Here is a 21,044-nt window from a genome sequence, read left to right on the forward strand (position 1 = left end):
TCTCCCTCGCGGGGGGGGGCGGGCGTCCAGGGGCGGCGGCCCTCCGGGAGGGCGCCGTTGAGGATCTTGAATCTTCCGGGCCTTGTCGACAGGTCTCGGTGCCTGTGCGGTACTTAGCGGAAATAGCATTATGCATTTGTAGCGTGACGGTAAGTGACGCTTGGGTGTGCTATAGGAAGGTGCGCAGGGGCGAGGAACGTCTGGGGTCGTGTCCGGTCGGCCGCGGGAGCGGATCGGGCTGGGGTGGCGGCGTCCGAGCGTTCGCAGGGGGGCTGCTGCCGGGGCGGGGTTTCCTCGGCCGGCTGTCTGACGGTTCCGCCGCCTGCATCCAGGAGGCGTTCGGCTGCGGTGGTCAGCCGACGCCTCGTTCGTTTCCTATGGCCTCCTAGGGGGTCTCCATGGCACGGCATACCTTCGGCCGGACGCCGGCCGATCGAACGATGGTTCCGGGCGCCGTCACGTCTCACGGTGGCGTCATGACCGCACCGGCGCTTCTGGCCGGGCCCACCGAGGTCACCTTCTGGTCCGACGCCGTCAGCGGGGTCCGGTACACCGACCTGCTGGACGGGGCGGGCGTGGCCGTCAGCAGCATCGTGTCCTCCGACGGGACGGACGGTCTCCCGGTCGGCACGATCCCGGAGTTCCAGGGGCCGGACGGTGAACCGTACGGGCCCGCCGACATGTGGGCGGACTTCGGCGGCGCCCGGTTCAAGCTCGTCGCGTCCGACCTGGGCTTCGCGTCGGCCGTCCGGGCCGGGGCAGGCGCCGGGTCTGAGGGTCCCCCCGGAACGGTGTGGGTCGACGCGGCCGGGGCGCCCTACTTCGCGGACGGGACCGGCCTCACCGACTCGCGCGCGTCGATCCAGGCCGCGATCGACGACGTCGCGGCGGCCGGTGGCGGGGTGGTGTCGCTGGCGCGCGGCACCTACCAGATCGGGTACGTCGCCAACGCGGGCGGCACCGGGGCGGCGGGAGGTCTGCAGCTCAAGGACAAGGTGTGGCTGCGCGGGGAGGGCATCGGGACCCGTCTGGAGGCCACGGGGACGTGGTCGACGCTCGCCGGGCTGGTCGGCATCGGTGACCGGGCGGTCAGCCGCGCGGTGCGGGACGCCCGGGTGTCGGACATGTGGCTCAAGGGGACGCCCGGCGCGTCCTTCGCCGGCTCGCCCGCGGCCAACGTCCACGGCGTGCTCCTCAACACGGTGGGCGTCACCGGGGAGCCGGACGCGGTGCACCGGCTGCACGACCTGTGGATCTGGGACACCGAGGTCGGTGTGGCCCTCCTCGGCACCGACGACCAGGCCCTGCAGGTCCAGCGCATCAGGGGGCGGCACTTCCGCCGCCAGGGGCTGCTCGTCGGGAAGGAGTCCGGCGGGGGAGGGTCGGACGACTACTTCCTCGGCATCGACGTCTCGTCCGCCAACTACAACGGCGGCGCGTACGCGGGCATCGAGGTGTACACCTCGAACAACCATTTCTCGCAGTGCAAGTCCTGGTACAACAAGCGTTCGAGCGCGTTCGCCGCCGGGGCCGCCTACAAGGACGGCGCGGGCTGGTACGTCAACGGCACCCGGAACATCTTCACCAGCTGCGAGGCTCAGGACAACGGCGGCCACGGCTGGGTCGTGAGGCTGGGCAAGAACACGATGGCGGCGTGCGTCGCCGACTCCAGCAACTACTTCGACAACATCTCGGGCAGCGCTCGGGCGAACGAGTGCTCGGGGTTCTACCTCGGCTCGTCCGTCACTGAGATCACGCTGTCGGCGTGCCTGGCGTTCGACCGGAACACGACGAACAAGTATCAGAAGTACGGTTTCGCGCTGGACGCGGCGTCCCGCAACGTCTTCATCACGGGGGTGGCCTGGGACAACCGGGCGACGTCCTCGTCGGCCACCCCGCTCGACGGAGTCGCGTGGATCAACGGTGCGGTCCATCCGTCCCACGAGATCCTGGTCCTGTCGGCTTACGGGAACAACCGCGCCACGATCGCCTATGGCGACCCGGAGGAGGCCGGGGGCACCGTCCAGAAGCGGCAGGACTCCCCAGGCGCCGCGGTCGTCTACACCTCGCCGCGGCTGCAGGACGTGCCCGCCCTGGTCGCCCAGGTACCGGGTGGTTCGCTGCGGTACCGGTGGGAGGCGCTGATCTTCTACCGTGCGGACGCCGTCCACGACGCGAGGATCGGCGTCCGCACGGGGCGCGACGGTGCCGCCGGAGCGGTGGAGGCCCGATGGCAGGCCGAGTACCCCGGGCCGAACGGCAGCGCGGCTGTCAGTTACTCCTCCTCGGACGTCGGCGACAACCGCTACGTCGTGGCGGACGGCGCGGGCAACGTCGGCGGTGACGGCTCCAACCGCCAGCGGTCCTGCCGGTTCAGCGGCACCCTCTTCGCCGGCTCCGGTGTCGGAACGGCCACCCTCGCGATCCAGGTCGCCGAGGACGGCGGGACCGGTGACGGCGTGCGGGTGATCGAGGAGTCCTTCCTCGTGATCACCCCCGCGGCCTACACCTGAGCCGCGGCGGAGAGAAGGGCGCGGGCCTCGGTCGCCGCGGTGGTGATCGCCTTGGGGAGGTTCTCCGGGCGGCGGCCGCCCGCGTTCGCGACCGGGCCCTTGCCGCCCGCGCCGCCGCCGACCTCCCGGGCCGCGGCGGTCAGCAGGTCGCGGGCCCGGACGCCGGTGGACGCGCCCGCCGCCGCGACGAGCACCGCCTTGCCGCCGGACTCGGTGCCGAGCACGACGAGGCCGCGCTGGTCGCGGCGGGTGAGGACGCCGGTCGCGATCGTGCGCAGGTCGGCGCCGGTCAGGCCGGGGACGATGCGCGCCACGAGCCAGCCGCCGGGCACGGGTTCGGCGAGGGACGCGAGGCGGTCGGCGTGCCGGTCGAGTTCGGCGCGGTGCAGCGCCTCCAGGTGGCGCTGGGTCTCCGCGAGGGTGTCCAGGCGTTGCCGGAGGCGGTCCGGGGCCTGGTCGGGGCGGACGTTCAGCAGCGCCGCGAGCTCCTCCAGCAGCGACGCGGTGCGGTCGTGGTGGCGGAGGGCGTCCGCGCCGGTGAGGGCCTCGATCCGGCGCAGGCCGGTGCCGATGGACGACTCGCCGACGATGTGGACGGGGCCCGCCTGCGAGCCGTGGCCGACGTGGGTGCCGCCGCAGAGTTCGCGGGAGGCGTCCCCGATATCCACGATGCGGACGTCGTCGCCGTACCGCTCGCCGAACAGCGCGATCGCTCCCGCGCGTTCCGCCTCCGCGCGGGTCGCCTCCCAGACGCGCACCTCGGGGTCGTCGAGGAGGTAGTCGTTGACGAGGGTCTGGACGAGGCCGGTGTCGACGGGGGAGAAGTGCGCGAAGTCGAAGCGCAGGCGTCCGGGTTCCACGCTGGAGCCCTGCTGCGCCGCGTGGTCGCCGAGGGTGCGGCGCAGCATCGCGTGCAGGACGTGGGTGGCGCTGTGGGAGCGTGCGGTGGCCGCGCGGCGGTCCGCGTCCACGGTCGCCTCGGCGTCGTCGCCGGGACGGACCTCGCCGTCCACGATGCGGACGGTGTGGACGTGCAGGCCGTCCAGTCCCGGCCGGGTGTCGAGGACGTCGAGGGTCGCGCCGGACGTGCGGATCGTGCCCGTGTCGCCGACCTGGCCGCCCGATTCCGCGTAGAACGGGCTGCGGGTCAGGAGCACCTCGAGTTCGTCGCCCGTGGTCGCGGTGGGCACCTCGCCGTCCGGGCCGAGCAGGGCGCCGATCTGTGTTTCGGCTGTCTCTGAAGAGTGGCCGACGAAGTCGGTGAGGCCGTGCGCCGCGGCGACGCGGCGGTAGAGGTCCTGCCGCGCGACCGCGCCGCCCTTGCGGCCCTGCCCCGCGCGGTGCGCCTGGCGGCGCTGCTCTTCGAGGAGTTCGGCGAACGCGTCCTCGTCGACCGTGAGGCCGGCCGACCTCGCCGCGTCGACGGTCAGGTCGATCGGGAAGCCGTAGGTGTCGTGGAGTTCGAACGCCGTCCGCCCGGAGAGGGTGGTCGTGGCACGGCCGATCGCCGCGTCGAGGATCTGGGAGCCCTGGCGCAGCGTCCGCTCGAACGCCTCTTCCTCTGCCGTGACGACCTGCTCGATGAGCTCGGAGCCGCGGGACAGTTCCGGCCAGGTCGAGCCGAGGGTGCCGACGACGCTGGAGGTCAGCGCGGGCAGCGCCGGGCCGTCGATGCCGAGCCGGTGCGCGTGCCGGATCGCGCGGCGCATCAGGCGGCGCAGGACGTAGCCGCGGCCGTCGCGGGCGGGCATGACGCCGTCCGCGATGAGGAACGCGACCGAGCGGGAGTGTTCCGCGACGACGCGGAAGGACGTCGAGTCGTCGCTGCCGTCACGTCCTGGGTAGCCGCGGCCCGCCATCTCCTGGACGAGCTGGAACGTCGGCGCGAGCAGGTCCGTCTCGCACACCGTGTCCACGTCTTGCAGCACCGCCGCGAGACGGTCGAGACCGAGCCCCGTGTCGATGTTGCGTGCGGGGAGTTCGCCGAGGATCGGGTATCCGTCCTTGCCGGGGCCCTCCCCACGGAGGTTCTGCATGAAGACGAGGTTCCACAGCTCCTGGTAGCGCTCGCCGTCCACCGCGGGCCCGCCTTCACGTCCGAAGGACGGCCCCCTGTCGTAGTGGAGTTCGGAGGACGGTCCGCAGGGGCCGGGGATGCCCATCGACCAGTAATTGTCCTCCATGCCGAGCCGCTGGATCCGCTCAGAGGGGACGCCCACGCGCCGCCAGAGCCGGACGGCCTCGTCGTCGTCCAGGTACACGGTGACCCAGAGGCGCCGCGGGTCGAGGTTGTAGTGGCGGGTGAGGAGCTCCCACGCCCAGGAGATCGCCTCCGCCTTGAAGTAGTCGCCGAAGGAGAAGTTGCCGAGCATCTCGAAGAACGTGGTGTGCCGCGTGGTGCGGCCCACGTTCTCGATGTCGGACGTACGCGCGCACTTCTGCACGGACATCGCGCGCGGGTGCTCGGGCGCGGTCTCGCCTAGGAAGTACGGCTTGAACTGGTTCATGCCCGCGTTCGCCAGCAGCAGCGTGGGATCGGAGGGGATCAGCGGGCTGGACGGCACGGCGCGGTGGTCGCGCTCCTGGAAGAAGCCCAGGAAGGTCGAACGGATGTCAGTCGAGCGCATGGGACGGCCTCACGAGGTCGATGGGATGAAGGCGCACGCCGCCGAGCCGGGCCGGGCACGTCTGCGCGTTCCCCAACTCGGCGCGGCTAGCTCGCCGTCCCACCTCGTGAATGACCATCGCCGTCCACGTTACCGGCGCGCGTCCTCCGCCTGCACGTCGTTTTGGCGGGCGTCGTAGTCGGCGCGGGAGGCGTCGATCTGGGCGAGGTGGGCCTCGGCCCAGGTGACGAGGGTCTCGGCCGCGTCCATGAGCGTCGCGCCCATCGGGGTGAGCGAGTACTCCACGCGGGGAGGGACCACGGGGTAGACGGTCCGGGTGACGATGCCGTCGCGCTCCAGGCCGCGCAGGGTGACGGTGAGCATCCGCTGGCTGATGCCGGCGATCTCGCGCCTCAGCTCGGTGAACCGCTTGGTGCGCTCGCCGAGCACCGCGATGACCTGCAGCGACCACTTGTCGCCGATGCGGTCGAGGATCTCGCGGGCGCGGCAGCCCGCGACGGTGTGCTCCATCGGTTATCTCCAGGTGACCGAGGCAGAAAAAAGTGCCTTCTTGTGCCGGGCGTCGGGGTGTCCGCACCATGGAGACGGTTCCTGATGGGAACCGCCTTACCTTCCATAACCGTAGGAGACACCATGACGGCCCAGCTTGTCGAGATCCCCGGCTACCTCGCCGGGACCTGGACCATCGACCCCCTCCACTCGGGGGTCGGCTTCACGGTCCGGCACCTGATGGTCAGCCGGGTCCGCGGCCGCTTCGGGACCTTCGAGGGGACGATCGTGACCGGCGCCGACCCGCTCGGCTCGTCGGTGACCGCGACGGTCGACCTGGCCTCGGTCGACACCGGCAACGCCCAGCGCGACGAGCACGTCCGGGCCGCCGACTTCCTGGACGTCGCGAAGTACCCCACCATGAGCTACCGCTCGACCGGCGTGCGCCGGGACGGCGGGGACTTCGTGCTGGACGGCGAGCTGACGCTGCGCGGCCTCACCAGGCGGGTCCCGCTCCGGCTGGAGGTCGGGGGGTTCGGCCCCGACCCGTTCCGGCAGGACGACCCGTCCAAGGGCGCCCGCGCCGGGTTCACCGCGACCGGCGAGCTCAGCCGCCTGGAGTTCGGCGTGGGCGAGGCGACGACCCTGGCGGGCGGCGGGCTCGCGCTCAGCGACAAGATCCAGATCGTCTTGGAGATCGAGGCGGTCCTCCAGGACGGCTGACCTCGCCGGGCGCGACGGTGCGCACCGCCGCGGAGACCGTGCGCACCGCCGTCAGCCCTGGAGCAGGGACGCGAGCGCGTCCAGCGTCGTGATGCGCGCGACGTCCAGTGCGCCGGGGGCCGGGCCGCCGGAGCGGTCGAGCCACACGCCGGTGAGGCCCGCGGCGGCGGCGCCCCGCGCGTCGGTGCCGAGGCGGTCCCCGACGTAGGCGGACGCGTGCGGCTCGGCGCCCACGGCCGCGCAGGCCGCCAGGAAGATCTCGGCGGCGGGCTTGGCGGCGCCCGCCTCGCTGGAGGCCACGACGACGGGGAGCCGGCCGGCGAACCCGATCCGCTCGACCTTCAGCCGCTGCTGCGCGGCGTCCCCGTTGGTGATCACCCCGAGCCGCAGGCCCCGCGCCGCGAGGGCGTCGAGCGCCGGTGCCGCGTCCGGGAACGGGCGCCAGGCGGCCTGGTAGCGCGCCACGTACCCGGTGAGCCACGCGTCGGCGCGGGCGTCGTCCCAGACGCCGAGGCCGAGTTCCCGGGCGAGGGTGACGATCCGGAGGCGGCGCTGCTCGGTGAAGCTCAGCTCGCCCGCCAGGTACCGGTCGACCGCCTCCTCGGTCAGCTCCGCCCAGCGCGCGGCGAGCCGCGCCGGGTCGGCGTCGGGGAACATGCCGACGACGGCCCGGCGCGCGGCCCCCTCGTGGTCGAGGAGCGTCCCGTCCAGGTCGAACAGCACCGCCGTGATCATGAGAGGAAGCCGAGGAGCGCGGCGGTCAGCTCGGCGGGCGCGTCCTCCTGCACCAGGTGACCCGCCCCTTCGATCGCACGCAGGCGCGAGCCCGGGACGAGACCGGCGAGCTCGCGTCCCTTTTCGATCGGTATCCAGGTGTCTTCGGCGCCCCAGCAGATCAGGACCGGGAGGGCCAGCTCGCCGTAACGCGCCTGGACCTCGTCGGTGTGGCGCTGGTCGGCCTGCGCGATCTGCCGGTAGAACGCGGGCTGCCCGGCTTCTCCCAGCCACGGTGCCACGAGCGCGTCGAGGGTGGCCGGGTGCAGGCCGCGGTGGCTCGCCGACGTCACGTACTCCCGGACGAGGGCGCCGTGCAGCGCGGGCGGCAACTGCTCGAACACCTCCGCGTTGGCCCCGACGAGGCGGAAGAACGGCGACCCCCACGGGGCGAGCGCGACCGGATCGACCAGGACGAGGTCGCGGTAGCGCGCACCGTGCAGGAGATGGGCTCGCAGGGACACGGCGCCGCCGAAGTCGTGGGCCACGACGGACGGCTCGTCCAGGCCCCAGTGCGCCAGCAGTTCGGTGAACACCGCGCCCTGCGCCGCCAGCGAGACGTCCTGCCCCTCGCTCATCTCGGACGTCCCGTAACCAGGCATGTCCCAGACGTATACGCGGTGGGTCGCCGCCAGAGCGCTCGCGACGCCACGCCACACGTAGGACGAGAAAGGTGTGCCGTGCAGGAGGACGACCGGATCCGCATGCTCGTTCCCGAACACATCCCACCTGACGTCACCACCCTGGCTTCGGTAGATCTGGCGCAGCGTCCAGTCCTGCAAGAAAGCTCCCAATGTCGTCGAACCGGCTCAGCCGAACCCGTGTGATTCGGCGAGTACCCGCGCCGCCTCCATGACCGACGCGCGGCGCCGCGCGACGGAGGCCGCGTCGTCCTCCTCGTCCAGGACCACCCGGCGCAACTGCGGGACGGCGAAGTTCCACGCGATGAGGCCGAACACGGTGAACATCAAATCCTGGACGGCCCGCGCGCGGGCCGGGTCCGCGGGGCCGCCGCCCGCGCCGTTCTCGGTGAAGCGCGCGGCCTTGCGCCGGAACTCCTCGCGGCGCTCCGCCTCGCCCTGCACCTCGCCCGGGGTCTCCAGAGCCTCCCAGAGCAGCAGCCTGACCAGCTCCGGGTGCTCCCTGTACCAGTCGAACAGCCGGCCGACGGAGTCCGCCAGGCCGTCCGGATCGATGTCGGTCGCGTTGCCGATCTCCGCCATCTTCGCGCGCACCACGGCGCCGAACAGCTTCTCCTTGCCGCCGAAGTACAGGTAGATGGCCTGCTTGTTGGCCCGCGCCTCGGTGGCGATGCGATCGATCCGGGCGCCCGCGAGCCCGCGCGCCGCGAACTCGGCGGTGGCGGCCTGGAAGATCCGCCGGCGGGTCGCCTCCGCGTCGTAGCCCATACGCGGATTAAACCACCCGGTTGACTTCGGCCGGTCCGGCGGGCACTCTAAAACAACCAGATGGTTTATTTATGGAGGACGCATGACCACGACCGAAGCACCCGTCCCGGTCCGCTCACCGCTCCCGGAGAGCCTCGCCGGCCGCACGGCGGTGATCCTTGGGGGCAGCTCCGGCATCGGCCTGGCCGCGGGGGAGCTGCTCGCCTCGGCCGGTGCGCGGATCGTGCTCGCGGGCCGCGACAGGACCCGGCTGGACGCCGCCGTGGCGCGCGTGGCCGCGGCCGGGACCGCGGCCGAGGTGCTGGGAGCGGCCGCCGACGTCACGGACGAGAACGCGCTGGAGGAGGTCTTCGAGCGCGCCGGCACCGTCGACCACGTGCTGGTGACGGCCGGGCGCCCCGCAGGGATGGGGCCGCTCACCGGGCTCACCCGGGACGTCGTGCGGGACGCCGTCGAGGGACCGGCGTGGGCGGTGGTCGCCGTCGCGCGCGCCGCCGCCCGCCGGATGCCCCCGGGCGGGTCGATCACGCTGACCTCGGGCATCCTCGTCAGGCGCCCCCGCCCGGGGATGTCCGCTCCGGTCGCGGCGGGCGGCGCCGTCGAGACGCTCACCCGCGCGCTCGCCGTCGAGTACGCGCCCGCGCGCCTGCGGGTCAACGCGATCCGGTTCGGGGCCTTCGACACCCCGCTGCTGCGGACGGCCTATGGAACCGCCTCAGGCGCGGAGGGCGACGCGGCGATGGCCGAGGCGGGCGGGTCCATGCCGCTCGGACGGTTCGGGACGGCCGAGGAGGCCGCCTCCGCCGCCCTGTTCGTCATGGCCAACACCTACATGAACGGGGAGATCCTCACGGTGGACGGAGGCCAGTCCCTCGTCTGAGCAAGGGGCGGGCCCCTGACCGGCGTCCGGTTGGTCAGGGGCCCGAAGTCTCGGCTGTCTGAGGGGCTGGGAGTACCCCTTCTGCGAACAGCTCAGCCGAGACCGCTCTTGATCGCGGTGATCAGCTCACCGCCCGTCGTGTCGCCGCTGAGTTCCCAGAAGAAGGCGCCGCCGAGACCCTGGTCTCCGGCGAAGCCCATCTTCCCGCGGATGGTGGACGGGGTGTCGTAGCTCCACCACTCGCCGCCGCACTTGCCGTAGGCGGTTCCGGCGACCGTGCTCGTCGCGGGGCACTTGCCCTTCAGGACCTTGTAGTCCTCGATGCCGGCCTCGTAGGTGCCGGGCGCGGCGCCGGTCGCGGTGCCGCCCGGCTCGGACTGGGTGACGCCCGTCCAGCCGCGGCCGTAGAAGCCGATGCCGAGCAGCATCTTGCTCGCCGGCACGCCCTTGGCCCTGAGCTTGGCGATGGTGTCGGTGGTGTTGAAGCCCGCGTGGGGGATGCCCGGGTAGGACGTGAGCGGCGAGTGCGGCGCCGTCGGTCCCTTGGCGTCCCAGGCGCCGAAGTAATCGTAGGTCATGGGGTTGTACCAGTCGACGTACTGGGCGGCGCCCCCGTAGTCGGTGACGTCCATCTTCCCGCCGTCGGAGGCGTCCGCGGTGATCGCGGCGGTCACGAGATTGCCGGACCCGAACTTGGCGCGCACCGCCGCCATCAGCTTCCTGAAGGCGTCCGGCCCACTGGTGTCGCAGGTCAGGCCGCAGGCGTTCGGGTACTCCCAGTCGATGTCGATCCCGTCGAACACGTCGGCCCAGCGCGGGTCCTCGACCAGGTTGTAGCAGGACTCGGCGAACGCGGCGGGGTTCTGGGCGGCCTGGCCGAAGCCGCCGGACCAGGTCCAGCCGCCGAACGACCACAGCACCTTCAGGTTCGGGTGCAGCTTCTTCAGCTTGCGCAGCTGGTTGAAGTTGCCGCGCAGCGGCTGGTCCCAGTTGTCGGCGACGCCGTCGACGCTCTGGTCGGCGGTGTACGCCTTGTCGTAGTCGGCGTAGGAGTCGCCGATCGCGCACCGGCCGCCCGTCACGTTGCCGAACGCGTAGTTGATGTGCGTGAGTTTGGCGGCCGAGCCGCTCGTCTCGACGTTCTTGACGTGGTAGTTGCGCTGGTAGACGCCCCAGTTGGTGAAGTACCCGACGACCTTGTCGCCGCCGCCTCCGGGGTTGCCGCCGCCGCCTTCGTCGGTGGTGACCGACACCGATGCCGACGCGGGGGAGGTGTTCCCGGCGGCGTCCTTGGCCTTGACGGTGAATGTGTAGGCGGTCTTGGCCGACAGCCCGCCGACGGTGGTGCTGGTACCGGTCACCGACGCGGCCTTGGTGGAGCCGTTGTAGACGTCGTAGCCGGTGACGCCGACGTTGTCGGTCGCTGCGGTCCACGCCAGCGACACGCTGGTGGCGGTCGTGCCTGTGGAGCGGAGGCCGGACGGGGCCGAGGGGGCCTCGGTGTCCTTCTCGGGGGGCGTGGAGCCGTCGCAGGTCGCGCCGTTGATCGTGCAGCCGGTGAACCAGCCGGAGCCGGTGCCGCCGAACCCGAAGCTGGTGGTCGCGCCCGCGGCGATCGTGCCGTTCCAGCCGGTGTTGGCGAACGTGTAGTGGTTCCCGGAGACGGTCTTGGTCGCGTTCCAGACGTTGCCGACGGACGTCCCGGACGGCAGGTCCGCCTCCAGCTTCCAGCTGCTGATCGCCGCGCCGGTGCCGTTGGTGATGGTGCAGTTGCCGTCGAAGCCGGTGCCCCAGTCGGAGGTCTTCTTGCAGGTGGCGGTGACGGCCTGCGCCGACGACGCCGGGGGCGCCGTGAGCAGGGCGGTGGCCGCCGCCAGTGTCGCTGCGCCGGCGAGCGCGATGGCCCGCCGTCCGCCCGGTCGTGACATGGTTCTCCGTTCGGTTCGGCCCCCGAAGCAAACAGGAATCCCCGCCAATTCTTAGGAAAGTTTCCTAAGAATTGCGCCGATCGTAACCGCGCCGAACGGCGCCGACAAGGGCCTGCGGGAGACCCGCAAGCGCCCGTGCGAGTGGTCTAAGCGACTGCCTGGACCCATACGGTCACCCGGCCGCCGAGAAAAGTTCAGGGCGCGCCGAACCAGCCCGGCATGTCGAGCCGCCACAGGTCCGCGGGCGTCATCCGGCGCAGATCGTCCTCCAGGGCCCGCATCCGCTCGGCGCCGAGCGCGCGGACCCAGTCGCCGCGGATCCGCTCGAAGGCGCGCTCGGACCGGAGGAGGGAGTCCAGGGCCCGCGGGGTCAGCCGGACGATCTTCCGGCGGGCGTCCCGGGGGTCGGCGCCGCGTTCCAGGTAGCCCGCCCGCTCCAGCGACTCCACCATCTTGCCCGCGGCCTGCTTGGACACTCCGAGCCGGCGGCCGAGCTCCACCGCCGTCGTGCCGTCCGGGCCGATGGCCTGGAAGACGAAGCCGTGCATCGGGCGCAGGTCCGGATGCCCCTCCCGGGCCAGCTCGGCGTGCAGCTCGTCGATGATCGCGCGGAACGCCAGGAAGAGCCGCAGCGGCAGCTCGAAGCCGGGCGCGTCGTGCGGCCCGCCGTCACTTGACATGAAAGACAACCTCATTGACTATATGGACAACCACATTGTCTAACTTAGGGGATGGAGAGCCATGACGCTCATCCGCGACGCCGAGAGCCGCCGGACCGAGACGCCGAACGGCCTGATGATCACCGCCGCCACGCCGACCCAGGGCGGCACCGAGGGGCTCGCCGTCTGGCGCGTGGAGATGACGCCGGGCAGGACCGGCCCGCTGCACGCCTTCGACACCGAGCAGGTGTGGACGTTCCTCGACGGCGAAGCCACCGTCGACCTGGACGGCCGCGAGCTGGAGGCGGGCGCCGGCGACACCGTCGTCCTGCCCGCCGGCGTCCGCCGGCAGATCACGACGGGCGGCACCGGGTTCACCGCCGTCGTCGCCGCCCACGCGGGCTGCCTCGCCTACGACCCGGACGCGCTGGTGGACGAGACCCGCTGCGCCATCGCGCCCCAGGGGGACGAGCGGATCGTCCCGCCCTGGGCCCGCTGACCCGCCGCCCCGGCGATCAGGCGCCCAGGTAGGCCAGGACGGCGAGCACGCGGCGGTTGTCGTCCTCGGACTGGGGCAGCCCGAGCTTGCCGAAGATGCTGTTGGTGTGCTTGCTGATCGCCTTCTCGGTGACGAACAGCGACGCGGCGATCGCCGCGTTCGAGCGCCCCTCGGCCATCAGCCCGAGCACCTCCCGCTCGCGAGGGGTGAGCTGCTGCAGCGGCTCCTCGCGGGCGTGCCGGGTCAGCAGCTGGGCCACCACGTCCGGGTCGAGGGCGGTGCCGCCGCCGGCGACCCGGCGCACCGCCTCAACGAAGACCTTGACGTCCGACACGCGGTCCTTCAGCAGGTAGCCGATGCCGCCCGTGCTGTCCGACAGCAGCTCCCGCGCGTACAGCTGCTCCACGTGCTGCGACAGCACGAGCACCGGCAGGCCCGGGACCTCCTTGCGCGCCTCCAGCGCGGCCCGCAGGCCCTCGTCGGTGAACGTCGGGGGGAGCCGGACGTCCACGACCGCCACGTCCGGGCGGTGCGTCGTCAGCGCCCGCAGCAGGGACGGCCCGTTGTCGACCGCCTCGACGACCTCGAACCCGAACGCCTCCAGCAGGCGGATCAGCCCGTCCCGGAGGAGGGCGAGGTCCTCGGCGATGACAACGCGCACGGCAGCTCCATGGTCACGACGGTCGGCCCGCCGACCGGGCTCGTCACCGCCATCGTCCCATCGAACGCCGCTAGCCTGCGCTCGATACCGCGCATTCCGCTCCCGGCCGCCGCGTCGGCGCCGCCCGTCCCGTCGTCTCCGACGATCATCATCAGCCGGCCGCCGCCGTGCTCGATCTGCACCCAGGCGCGCCGCGCGGCCGAGTGCTTGACCACGTTGGCGAGCATCTCCGCGACCGCGAAGTAGGCCGCCGACTCCATCGGGGCGTCGCCGCGTCCCGGCAGGTCGATGTGGACGTCCACGGGCAGCGGCAGGGTGAGCGCGAGGGCGCGCACCGCGCCGTCGAGCCCCCGCTCGGCCAGCACCGGCGGGTGGATGCCCCTGACCAGGTCGCGCAGCTCCGTCAGCGCCGTCCCGCTCGCCTCGCGGGCCTCGGCCAGGAGCTTCTGCGCCGTCTCGGGGTCGTGCTTCATCATCTCCTCGGCGAGGCCGATGTTCATGCTCAGCGCGACCAGCCGGGCCTGCGCGCCGTCGTGCAGGTCCCGCTCGATGCGGCGCAGCTCGGCGGCCGAGGCGTCCACCGCGTCCGACCGCGTCTCGGTGAGCCGCTCGACGCGCTCGGCCAGCGCTTCCCGCGTCGGCGCGAGCAAGGACTGGGAGAACCTGGCGTGCGCCTCCAGGAACAGCGGCCCCAGCGGGATGGACACCGCCGTCAGCGCCGCGCCCAGCACGATGGTGCCGACGACGCCGACCACGCCCCAGTCGTCCAGCGGCCAGAAGGGGCCCCAGCCGTAGTCGACCACCTGCGCCAACCATGGCGCCACGAACACGCCCTCCAGCCCATACAGAGTGAGACCGCCCGCGAGGACGCCGAGGACGAGTGCGACGGGTACGTTCACGAATGTCCACAGCAGGTCGCGCCACGAGGCCGGATCGGTGAGGATCCACTTCAGCCGGCCGAACACGCCCGCCCCGGCCGGCTCCGCCCGGTACGGGACGGGGATCCGCACCCCCGACCACTCGGCCGCCCACGCGCGCTGCTGGTTGGCGATCGTCCGGATCGCCTGGAACATCACCGGCGCCAGGACGACGCCGAACCCCAGCGGGACGAACGCGATGGACAGCACGGTCACGATGAACAACGGCAGGTTCACCGCGTACGCCAGAACGATCTGGACCACGGCCCGGCCGAAGCAGATGAGGGCGCGCCGCCCGTACCCGCGCAGTAGCTCGCTCACCGTTCCTCCAAGGGGTTCGCCGTGGGACCTCCACCATTGTCGTCATTCGCGCCTCTGCGCTCGGTGGTGCTAGACCCCCTCTTCGTGACCGATGCGGTGGGGTTAGGCCTACCGTCATTCGAGCGTGACAAGACAACAGGCCCCGTTCCCTGGACAATGCACAGGCGACACCCAGGGGAGAAAGCGAATCCAAGCTGTGACAGCGACCATCAGCCAGACGTCCGACGGCCAGGGCCCCGGGCCCGCCCTGCGGCCCATCACCGAGCGCATCGCCGAGGAGATCGGCGTCCGCGAGGGGCAGGTGCGGGTCGCGGTGGACCTGCTCGACGGCGGGGCGACCGTCCCGTTCATCGCCCGGTACCGCAAGGAGGCGACCGGCGCGCTCGACGACGCCCAGCTCCGCGCGCTGGAGGAGCGGCTGCGCTACCTGCGCGAGCTCGACGAGCGCCGCGCCGCGATCCTGGAGTCGGTCGAGTCGCAGGGCAAGCTCACCGGCGAGCTGCGGGCGCAGATCATGACGGCCGACTCCAAGGCGCGGCTGGAGGACATCTACCTCCCGTACAAGCCGAAGCGGCGCACGAAGGCGCAGATCGCCCGCGAGGCCGGGCTCGAACCGCTCGCGGAGGCGCTGCTCGGCGACCCGGCCCGCGACCCGCGGGCCGAGGCCGCGGCGTTCGTGGACGAGGAGAAGGGCGTCGCCGACGAGGCCGCCGCGCTGGAGGGCGCCCGCGCCATCCTGGTCGAGCGCTTCGCCGAGGACGCCGACCTCATCGGCGCGCTGCGCGAGCGCATGTGGAACCGGGGCCGCATGGTCTCGCGCGTGCGGGACGGCAAGCAGGAGTCGGGCGCGAAGTTCTCCGACTACTTCGACTTCGCCGAGCCGTTCGCGAAGCTGCCCTCGCACCGCGTCCTCGCGCTGCTGCGCGGGGAGAAGGAAGAGGTCCTCGACCTCGACCTGGAGCCCGAGGAGGCGGGGGAGGACCCCGCCGCGCGCAGTTCCTTCGAGGTGGAGATCGCCCGCCGGTTCCAGATCACCGACCAGGGGCGTCCCGCGGACAAGTGGCTGTCGGACGCGGTCCGGTGGGCCTGGCGCACCAGGATCCTCGTGCACCTCGGCATCGACCTGCGCACCCGGCTGCGCCAGGAGGCCGAGGACGAGGCGGTCCGCGTGTTCGCCGCGAACCTGCGCGACCTCCTGCTCGCCGCGCCCGCCGGCACCCGCACGACCATGGGCCTGGACCCCGGCCTGCGCACCGGCGTCAAGGTCGCGGTCGTCGACGCGACGGGCAAGGTCGTCGCGACCGACACCGTCTTCCCGCACGAGCCCCGGCGCAGGTGGGACGAGTCGATCGAGACGCTCGCCCGGCTCGCCCGCGAGCACCGGGTCGACCTCGTCTCGATCGGCAACGGCACCGCCTCGCGCGAGACCGACAAGCTCGCCGCCGACCTCATCGCCCGGCATCCCGACCTCAAGCTGACCAAGGTCATGGTCTCGGAGGCGGGCGCGTCGGTGTACTCGGCGTCGGAGTACGCGGGCCGCGAACTGCCCGGCATGGACGTCTCGCTGCGCGGCGCCGTGTCCATCGCCCGTCGCCTGCAGGACCCGCTCGCCGAGCTGGTCAAGATCGACCCCAAGTCGATCGGCGTCGGCCAGTACCAGCACGACGTGTCCGAGGTGAAGCTGTCGCGCTCCCTCGACGCCGTCGTGGAGGACTGCGTGAACGCCGTCGGCGTCGACGTGAACACCGCGTCCGCGCCGCTGCTCACCCGCGTGTCCGGCATCGGCGAGGGCCTCGCGGACAACATCGTCGCGCACCGCGACGCCAACGGCCCGTTCCGCAGCCGCGCCGGACTCAAGGGCGTCCCGCGGCTCGGCCCGAAGGCGTTCGAGCAGTGCGCCGGCTTCCTGCGCATCCGCGGGGACGACCCGCTCGACGCCTCCAGCGTCCACCCCGAGTCCTACCCGGTCGTCCGCAGGATCCTGGACACGGCGGGCACGGACATCAAGGCCCTCGTCGGCAACACCGCCGTCCTGCGCTCGCTCCGGCCGGCGGAGTTCGTCGACGACACCTTCGGGCTGCCGACGGTCACCGACATCCTCGCCGAGCTGGAGAAGCCCGGACGCGACCCGCGACCGGCGTTCCGGACCGCCACGTTCAAGGAGGGCGTCGACAAGCTCGCCGACCTCGAACCCGGCATGCTCCTGGAGGGCGTCGTCACGAACGTCGCCGCGTTCGGCGCGTTCGTGGACGTCGGCGTCCACCAGGACGGGCTCGTGCACATCTCCGCGATGTCGGACAAGTTCGTCTCCGACCCGCGCGACGTCGCCAAGCCCGGCGACATCGTCCGGGTGAAGGTCCTGGACGTCGACCTGCAGCGCAAGCGCATCTCGCTGACCCTGCGCCTGGACGACGAACCGGGCCGCGACCAGCAGGGCGGCGGCGGACGGCGCGGCGAGCAGCGCGAGGGCGGCGCACGTCCGGGACGCGGCGGCCAGGAACAGCGCGGCCGGAACCAGGGCGGCCAGAACCGGCGCGGCCAGGACCAGCGGGGCCAGGACCAGCGCGGCCGGAGCCAGGGCAACCGAAGCCAGGGCGGCGGGCAGCGCCGTGGCGGTCAGGGAGGCGGCGACTTCTCCGGCGGCGGCGCCATGGCCGACGCGCTCCGGCGCGCCGGTCTGGACAAGGGCCTCCCCAGCGACGGCAAGGGCCGTTCCGGCAAGAAGCGCTGAGAACCGGCGACGCGGAGGGAACGGTGTCCCGGCTTCGCGCCGGGGCGCCGTTCAGCCGTCGCCGAAGCCGCGCCAGCGCCCGTCCGAGCCCGTCTCGGTCGGGCGCTGCGGGCGGACGGGACGGCGCGGCTGCGGCGGTGCCGTCTCGGGCCCGGGAGCCTCGGTCCGGTCGTAGGGGCCCTGGCCGAGCGGGTCCCCCGCGTACGGGGAGCGCTGCGGCGGCACCTGGGGCGCCTGGTGGTAGGCCTGGCCGAGCCTCGGGCCGCCCAGCACCGGCCCGCCGACCGCCGTGCCGAACGGGTCCGCCTCGTCCGGCGCCTCCGCGGAGGACGCGTCGGCCCCGTCCGGAACCGGCCGGTGCCGGGGGAACTGCAGGACGGCGACCGCGCCGAGCGCCAGCGCGCCCAGCCGCATCGCCGAGCGCGCCACGTCCTGCGGCCAGGGCTCCGCGTAGAGGAACGTGCCCATCGTGAGCAGGTAGGTCTTCGCGCTCACCGTCATCACGGTGGCCACGATCGACACCCGGCAGCGCTGGAACGCCATGACCATGATCCCGAAGCCGATGGCCGCCGCCAGCACCGTCAGGTACGGCCACGGCGTCGCGGCGATCCGCAGGCTGGTGGCGTGCGCGTCGTCGCTCCACCCCTTGATCGCCAGTTCGGCGGTGCCGACCGGGAAGCCCGAGCTCAGCCCGTAGGCGATGCCGGTCACCGGGCGCGCGTGCCGGCCGTCGGGCCGGTGGTCGCCGAGGACCAGGATCAGCACCGGCACCAGCACCGCCGGGGCGACCACCGCGGCGATCTTCCACAGCGGCGCGTCCGCCGAGCCGATCGGCTCGTCCCCCCGCAGCGACCCGGTCAGCAGCAGGATCGCCCCGCCGATCAGCACCAGGCTGAGCCACTCGCGCGGGGTCAGCCGCTCGCCGAAGAACACCAGCGCGATCAGCAGCAGCGGCACGATGCCGGACATGAAGATCGGTACCGCGGTGGACAGCGGGAGGTTGCGCAGCGCGAGGATCTGCAGGCCGAGCCCGCCGAGCACGATCCCGAGCGCGATCAGGAAGACCCAGTTGCTCACGATCGTCCACACCATGTGCGGGATGCGGTTGCCCCGTACCGCGGGCATCCGGTCCGCCGCGAGCTTGAACACGGCGAACCCGAGGTAGTAGAGACCGGTCGCACTGAAGGCCGCGGCTATCCCGTTCATCCCGGACGAGTATGGGGGTCCCGGTGCTCCATGTCACTGCCCGTGCGGCGGCGTTGACGCGGATTCGCCGGGCTTGCGGGCCTCCGATGTCCGCAGACGGCGCCGCTACCCCATAGACTTGGCCGCGCGAAGGCGCGGAGCCGTATTTCGGCGTGCCCGCGCCGCAGAGAGACTGACCGGCCGAGCACCACGGCGCAGCCCGCTGCGTGGAGGCCGAGGGCTCGCACGTAAAGAGGAAGAGAACGCGTCGACCGCCGCGGCCGAGACAGCGCCCGATCAAGGAGACCGACCCCAGTGAAGACCGATGTCGAGGAGCTGACCCCCACGCGGGTCAAGCTCACCGTCGAGGTTCCGTTCGACGAGCTCAAGCCGAACCTCGACAAGGCGTACAAGGAGATCTCGCAGCAGGTGCGGATCAAGGGCTTCCGGCCCGGCAAGGTTCCCGCCCCGCTGATCGACAAGTACGTCGGCCGGGGCGCGGTCCTCCAGGAGGCGGTCAACGACGCGCTTCCCGAGCTGTACGGCCGCGCCGTCGAGGAGTCCGAGATCTTCGTGCTCGGGCAGCCCGACGTCGAGGTGACCGAGCTGGAGGACGGCACCCAGTTCGCCTTCACCGCCGAGGTCGACATCCGGCCGAAGTTCGAGGTGCCCGACTACGACGGCCTGGAGGTCGTCGTCGAGGACGCCGAGGTCGACGACGAGCAGGTCGCCGAGACCATCGACAACCTCCGCGAGCGCTTCGCCTCGCTCACCGGCGCCGAGCGCGCGGCCGAGGACGGCGACTTCGCCACCATCGACCTCGTCGCGCGGATCGACGGCGAGGAGATCGAGGACGCCTCCACCACCGGCTACTCCTACGAGGTCGGCAGCAACTCCGCGATCGAGGGCCTGGACGAGGCCATCGTCGGCCTCGCCGCGGGCGAGGACAAGACCTTCACCGGCACCCTGGTCGGCGGCGAGCACGCCGGCGAGGAGGCCGAGATCACCGTCACCGTGCAGAGCGTCAAGGTGAAGAACCTGCCCGACCTGGACGACGAGTTCGCCCAGCTCGCCAGCGAGTTCGACACGATCGACGAGCTGCGCGAGGACGTGCGCGTCCGGCTCGGCCGCCAGGTGAAGCTGCAGCAGCTCTCCGAGGCGCGCGACAAGGCCCTCGAGGCGCTCCTGGAGAAGGTCGACATCCCGCTCCCCGAGAAGGTCGTGGACGAGGAGATCGACCGCCGCAACCAGCAGCTGGAGCAGCAGCTCCAGATGGCGGGCATGACCAAGGACGACTACCTCAAGGAAGAGGAGAAGACCGCCGAAGAGTTCGACACCGAGGTCGCCGACGCGGCCCGGCTCGCGGTCAAGGGCGGCTTCGTGCTCGACCAGCTCGCCGTCCAGGAGGAGCTGAACGTCGAGAACGAGGAGCTCAGCGAGTACGTCGTCTCGCAGGCGATGCAGATGGGCGTGCAGCCGCAGCAGCTCGCCGAGTACCTGACGCAGAACAACCAGCTCCCCGCGATCGTCTCCGAGGTGCTGCGCAGCAAGGCGCTGAACCTCGTGGTCGAGCACGTCACGGTCAAGGACGAGTCGGGCAACGAGATCGACGTCGACGCCGTGCAGCGCGAGCTGAACGGCGAGACCGTCCAGGCCGAGGACGCCGCCGACGAGAACGCCGCCGAGGTGCAGGCCGAGGGCGGCGCGCCGGAGGAGGCCCCCGAGGAGGCGGCTGAGGCCGCCGCTGAGGAGGCCCCGGACGCCGAGGCTGCCGACGAGCAGGACGGCAAGGGCAAGGACGCCTAGAGCTTTCTCCGGACGTCCGCGAAGCACCGGGCACGCCCCGCATCCGTACGACGGGTGCGGGGCGTGCGCGTTGAGCGGGCCCGCCGGGCCGGCTCCGGCGGCGAAGATCGTCCGCAACGTGCGAGTCGCCCGGGCCGCGCCGGGTACGCCCCTGGCGAAAAGCCGGGCCCCCGGGCGTGAGTGGGCCCGTGAGCGCGTTAATGTCCAATCATCCGAACCGATTAAAAGGACCGGAGGAACACCCGGTGAGCATGCCTCCGACTTTCGACGAGTCGTCGCGGATCCAGGCGCGGGTCGCCGAGGCGCCCCTGTTGCCTCTGGGCGACCAGCTGTTCCAGCGGCTGCTGCGCGAGCGCATCGTCTTCCTCGGCCAGCAGGTCGACGACGACATCGCCAACCGCATCTGCGCCGAGCTCCTGCTGCTGTCGGCCGAGGACGGCCGTCGCGACATCACGCTCTACATCAACTCGCCAGGTGGCTCCGTCACCGCGGGCATGGCGATCTACGACATCATGCAGTACGTCCCGAACGACGTCGTGACGGTCGGCATGGGCCTGGCCGCCTCGATGGGCCAGTTCCTGCTGTGCGCGGGCGCCCGGGGCAAGCGGTACGCCCTGCCGCACGCGCGGATCATGATGCACCAGCCGTCCGGCGGCATCGGCGGCACCGCCTCCGACATCAAGATCCAGGCCGAGCAGATGCTGTACGTGAAGAAGACGCTCGCCGAGAAGATCGCCGAGCACACCGGCCAGGAGCTCGACCAGATCGAGCGCGACTCCGACCGGGACCGCTGGTTCACCGCCGACGAGGCCAAGGACTACGGGTTCGTCGACCACGTCGTGCTCAGCGCCAACCAGGTGCCCTCCGAGGGCCCCGTCTCCTGACGACCTCACAACGATTCGGAGGCACACAGTGAGCGACC

17 protein-coding genes are annotated in these 21,044 nt (G+C 72.1%); 7 read left to right on the forward strand and 10 right to left on the reverse strand.

Annotated elements, in window-relative coordinates:
• The first annotated feature begins 476 nt into the window (after window positions 1-476).
• Window positions 477-2,513: a hypothetical protein gene (locus BJY14_RS32155; protein ID WP_179847042.1), complete on the forward strand. Its 2,037-nt coding sequence runs from the start codon at window positions 477-479 to the stop codon at window positions 2,511-2,513.
• Here BJY14_RS32155 and alaS read toward each other — a convergent pair.
• Window positions 2,504-5,140 (reverse strand): alanine--tRNA ligase, encoded by a 2,637-nt coding sequence (gene alaS / locus BJY14_RS32160; RefSeq protein WP_179847043.1) that lies wholly within the window; start codon window positions 5,138-5,140, stop codon window positions 2,504-2,506. The genes BJY14_RS32155 and alaS overlap by 10 nt on opposite strands.
• 129 nt (window positions 5,141-5,269) lie before the next feature.
• A complete protein-coding gene (locus tag BJY14_RS32165) occupies window positions 5,270-5,650 on the reverse strand; it encodes a winged helix-turn-helix transcriptional regulator (RefSeq protein WP_179847044.1) in 381 nt (126 codons plus the stop codon).
• 123 nt (window positions 5,651-5,773) lie between these two features.
• On the opposite strand from BJY14_RS32165, the gene BJY14_RS32170 reads away from it, so the two are divergent.
• Window positions 5,774-6,352 (forward strand): YceI family protein, encoded by a 579-nt coding sequence (locus tag BJY14_RS32170; protein ID WP_179847045.1) that lies wholly within the window; start codon window positions 5,774-5,776, stop codon window positions 6,350-6,352.
• 51 nt (window positions 6,353-6,403) lie between these two features.
• Here the strand turns inward: BJY14_RS32170 and BJY14_RS32175 are convergent, their stop codons facing one another.
• Genes BJY14_RS32175 through BJY14_RS32185 form a run of 3 tightly spaced genes read right to left on the reverse strand, consistent with a single transcriptional unit; the run spans window position 6,404 to window position 8,535 of the window.
• Window positions 6,404-7,087: an HAD family hydrolase gene (locus tag BJY14_RS32175; protein ID WP_179847046.1), complete on the reverse strand. Its 684-nt coding sequence runs from the start codon at window positions 7,085-7,087 to the stop codon at window positions 6,404-6,406.
• The gene (locus BJY14_RS32180) at window positions 7,084-7,908 is read right to left on the reverse strand and encodes an alpha/beta fold hydrolase (RefSeq protein WP_179847047.1); all 825 of its coding nucleotides are present in this window, start codon (window positions 7,906-7,908) and stop codon (window positions 7,084-7,086) included. Before BJY14_RS32180 ends, BJY14_RS32175 begins: the two co-directional genes overlap by 4 nt.
• Window positions 7,909-7,935: 27 nt before the next feature.
• A complete protein-coding gene (locus BJY14_RS32185) occupies window positions 7,936-8,535 on the reverse strand; it encodes a TetR/AcrR family transcriptional regulator (protein ID WP_179847048.1) in 600 nt (199 codons plus the stop codon).
• An 82-nt stretch (window positions 8,536-8,617) separates the two neighbouring features.
• Here BJY14_RS32185 and BJY14_RS32190 point away from each other — a divergent pair, with 82 nt between their 5' ends.
• Window positions 8,618-9,415 (forward strand): SDR family oxidoreductase, encoded by a 798-nt coding sequence (locus tag BJY14_RS32190; RefSeq protein WP_179847049.1) that lies wholly within the window; start codon window positions 8,618-8,620, stop codon window positions 9,413-9,415.
• A 92-nt stretch (window positions 9,416-9,507) separates the two neighbouring features.
• Here the strand turns inward: BJY14_RS32190 and BJY14_RS32195 are convergent, their stop codons facing one another.
• The gene (locus BJY14_RS32195) at window positions 9,508-11,343 is read right to left on the reverse strand and encodes a glycosyl hydrolase family 18 protein (protein ID WP_179847050.1); all 1,836 of its coding nucleotides are present in this window, start codon (window positions 11,341-11,343) and stop codon (window positions 9,508-9,510) included.
• 194 nt (window positions 11,344-11,537) lie between these two features.
• Complete coding sequence (locus BJY14_RS32200) at window positions 11,538-12,023, reverse strand: MarR family winged helix-turn-helix transcriptional regulator (RefSeq protein ID WP_179847051.1); 486 nt, start codon at window positions 12,021-12,023, stop codon at window positions 11,538-11,540.
• A 61-nt stretch (window positions 12,024-12,084) separates the two neighbouring features.
• Between BJY14_RS32200 and BJY14_RS32205 the strand changes: the two genes are divergently transcribed.
• Window positions 12,085-12,501, forward strand: coding sequence for a cupin domain-containing protein (locus BJY14_RS32205; protein WP_179847052.1), 417 nt, complete (start codon window positions 12,085-12,087; stop codon window positions 12,499-12,501).
• A 16-nt stretch (window positions 12,502-12,517) separates the two neighbouring features.
• On the opposite strand, the gene BJY14_RS32210 is transcribed toward BJY14_RS32205, so the two are convergent.
• Together BJY14_RS32210 and BJY14_RS32215 are read right to left on the reverse strand one after the other, a co-directional pair.
• Window positions 12,518-13,162, reverse strand: a complete 645-nt coding sequence (locus BJY14_RS32210; protein ID WP_179847053.1) for a response regulator — start codon at window positions 13,160-13,162, stop codon at window positions 12,518-12,520.
• Window positions 13,114-14,400, reverse strand: a complete 1,287-nt coding sequence (locus BJY14_RS32215; RefSeq protein WP_312879500.1) for a sensor histidine kinase — start codon at window positions 14,398-14,400, stop codon at window positions 13,114-13,116. Before BJY14_RS32215 ends, BJY14_RS32210 begins: the two co-directional genes overlap by 49 nt.
• Window positions 14,401-14,596: 196 nt before the next feature.
• Here BJY14_RS32215 and BJY14_RS32220 point away from each other — a divergent pair, with 196 nt between their 5' ends.
• Window positions 14,597-17,131, forward strand: a complete 2,535-nt coding sequence (locus BJY14_RS32220) for a Tex family protein (RefSeq protein ID WP_179847054.1) — start codon at window positions 14,597-14,599, stop codon at window positions 17,129-17,131.
• A gap of 51 nt (window positions 17,132-17,182) precedes the next feature.
• On the opposite strand, the gene BJY14_RS32225 is transcribed toward BJY14_RS32220, so the two are convergent.
• Window positions 17,183-18,337, reverse strand: coding sequence for a DMT family transporter (locus tag BJY14_RS32225; RefSeq protein WP_179847055.1), 1,155 nt, complete (start codon window positions 18,335-18,337; stop codon window positions 17,183-17,185).
• 294 nt (window positions 18,338-18,631) lie between these two features.
• On the opposite strand from BJY14_RS32225, the gene tig reads away from it, so the two are divergent.
• Window positions 18,632-20,122: a trigger factor gene (gene tig / locus BJY14_RS32230; protein ID WP_179847056.1), complete on the forward strand. Its 1,491-nt coding sequence runs from the start codon at window positions 18,632-18,634 to the stop codon at window positions 20,120-20,122.
• A 251-nt stretch (window positions 20,123-20,373) separates the two neighbouring features.
• On the forward strand, window positions 20,374-21,006 hold the full coding sequence (locus tag BJY14_RS32235) for a ClpP family protease (protein ID WP_141587275.1): 633 nt from the start codon (window positions 20,374-20,376) through the stop codon (window positions 21,004-21,006).
• Window positions 21,007-21,044: the final 38 nt, after the last annotated feature.

Origin of the sequence: Actinomadura luteofluorescens (assembly GCF_013409365.1) — a bacterium.
Lineage (GTDB): Bacteria > Actinomycetota > Actinomycetes > Streptosporangiales > Streptosporangiaceae > Spirillospora > Spirillospora luteofluorescens.

What these genes read in the sequence shown, in the direction of transcription:
- BJY14_RS32155 (WP_179847042.1), top strand. Translation starts at nt 477, where the DNA reads ATGACCGCACCGGCGCTTCTGGCCGGGCCCACCGAGGTCACCTTCTGG.
- alaS (WP_179847043.1), bottom strand. Translation starts at nt 5,140, where the DNA reads ATGCGCTCGACTGACATCCGTTCGACCTTCCTGGGCTTCTTCCAGGAG.
- BJY14_RS32165 (WP_179847044.1), bottom strand. Translation starts at nt 5,650, where the DNA reads ATGGAGCACACCGTCGCGGGCTGCCGCGCCCGCGAGATCCTCGACCGC.
- BJY14_RS32170 (WP_179847045.1), top strand. Translation starts at nt 5,774, where the DNA reads ATGACGGCCCAGCTTGTCGAGATCCCCGGCTACCTCGCCGGGACCTGG.
- BJY14_RS32175 (WP_179847046.1), bottom strand. Translation starts at nt 7,087, where the DNA reads ATGATCACGGCGGTGCTGTTCGACCTGGACGGGACGCTCCTCGACCAC.
- BJY14_RS32185 (WP_179847048.1), bottom strand. Translation starts at nt 8,535, where the DNA reads ATGGGCTACGACGCGGAGGCGACCCGCCGGCGGATCTTCCAGGCCGCC.
- BJY14_RS32190 (WP_179847049.1), top strand. Translation starts at nt 8,618, where the DNA reads ATGACCACGACCGAAGCACCCGTCCCGGTCCGCTCACCGCTCCCGGAG.
- BJY14_RS32195 (WP_179847050.1), bottom strand. Translation starts at nt 11,343, where the DNA reads ATGTCACGACCGGGCGGACGGCGGGCCATCGCGCTCGCCGGCGCAGCG.
- BJY14_RS32200 (WP_179847051.1), bottom strand. Translation starts at nt 12,023, where the DNA reads ATGTCAAGTGACGGCGGGCCGCACGACGCGCCCGGCTTCGAGCTGCCG.
- BJY14_RS32205 (WP_179847052.1), top strand. Translation starts at nt 12,085, where the DNA reads ATGACGCTCATCCGCGACGCCGAGAGCCGCCGGACCGAGACGCCGAAC.
- BJY14_RS32225 (WP_179847055.1), bottom strand. Translation starts at nt 18,337, where the DNA reads ATGAACGGGATAGCCGCGGCCTTCAGTGCGACCGGTCTCTACTACCTC.
- BJY14_RS32235 (WP_141587275.1), top strand. Translation starts at nt 20,374, where the DNA reads ATGCCTCCGACTTTCGACGAGTCGTCGCGGATCCAGGCGCGGGTCGCC.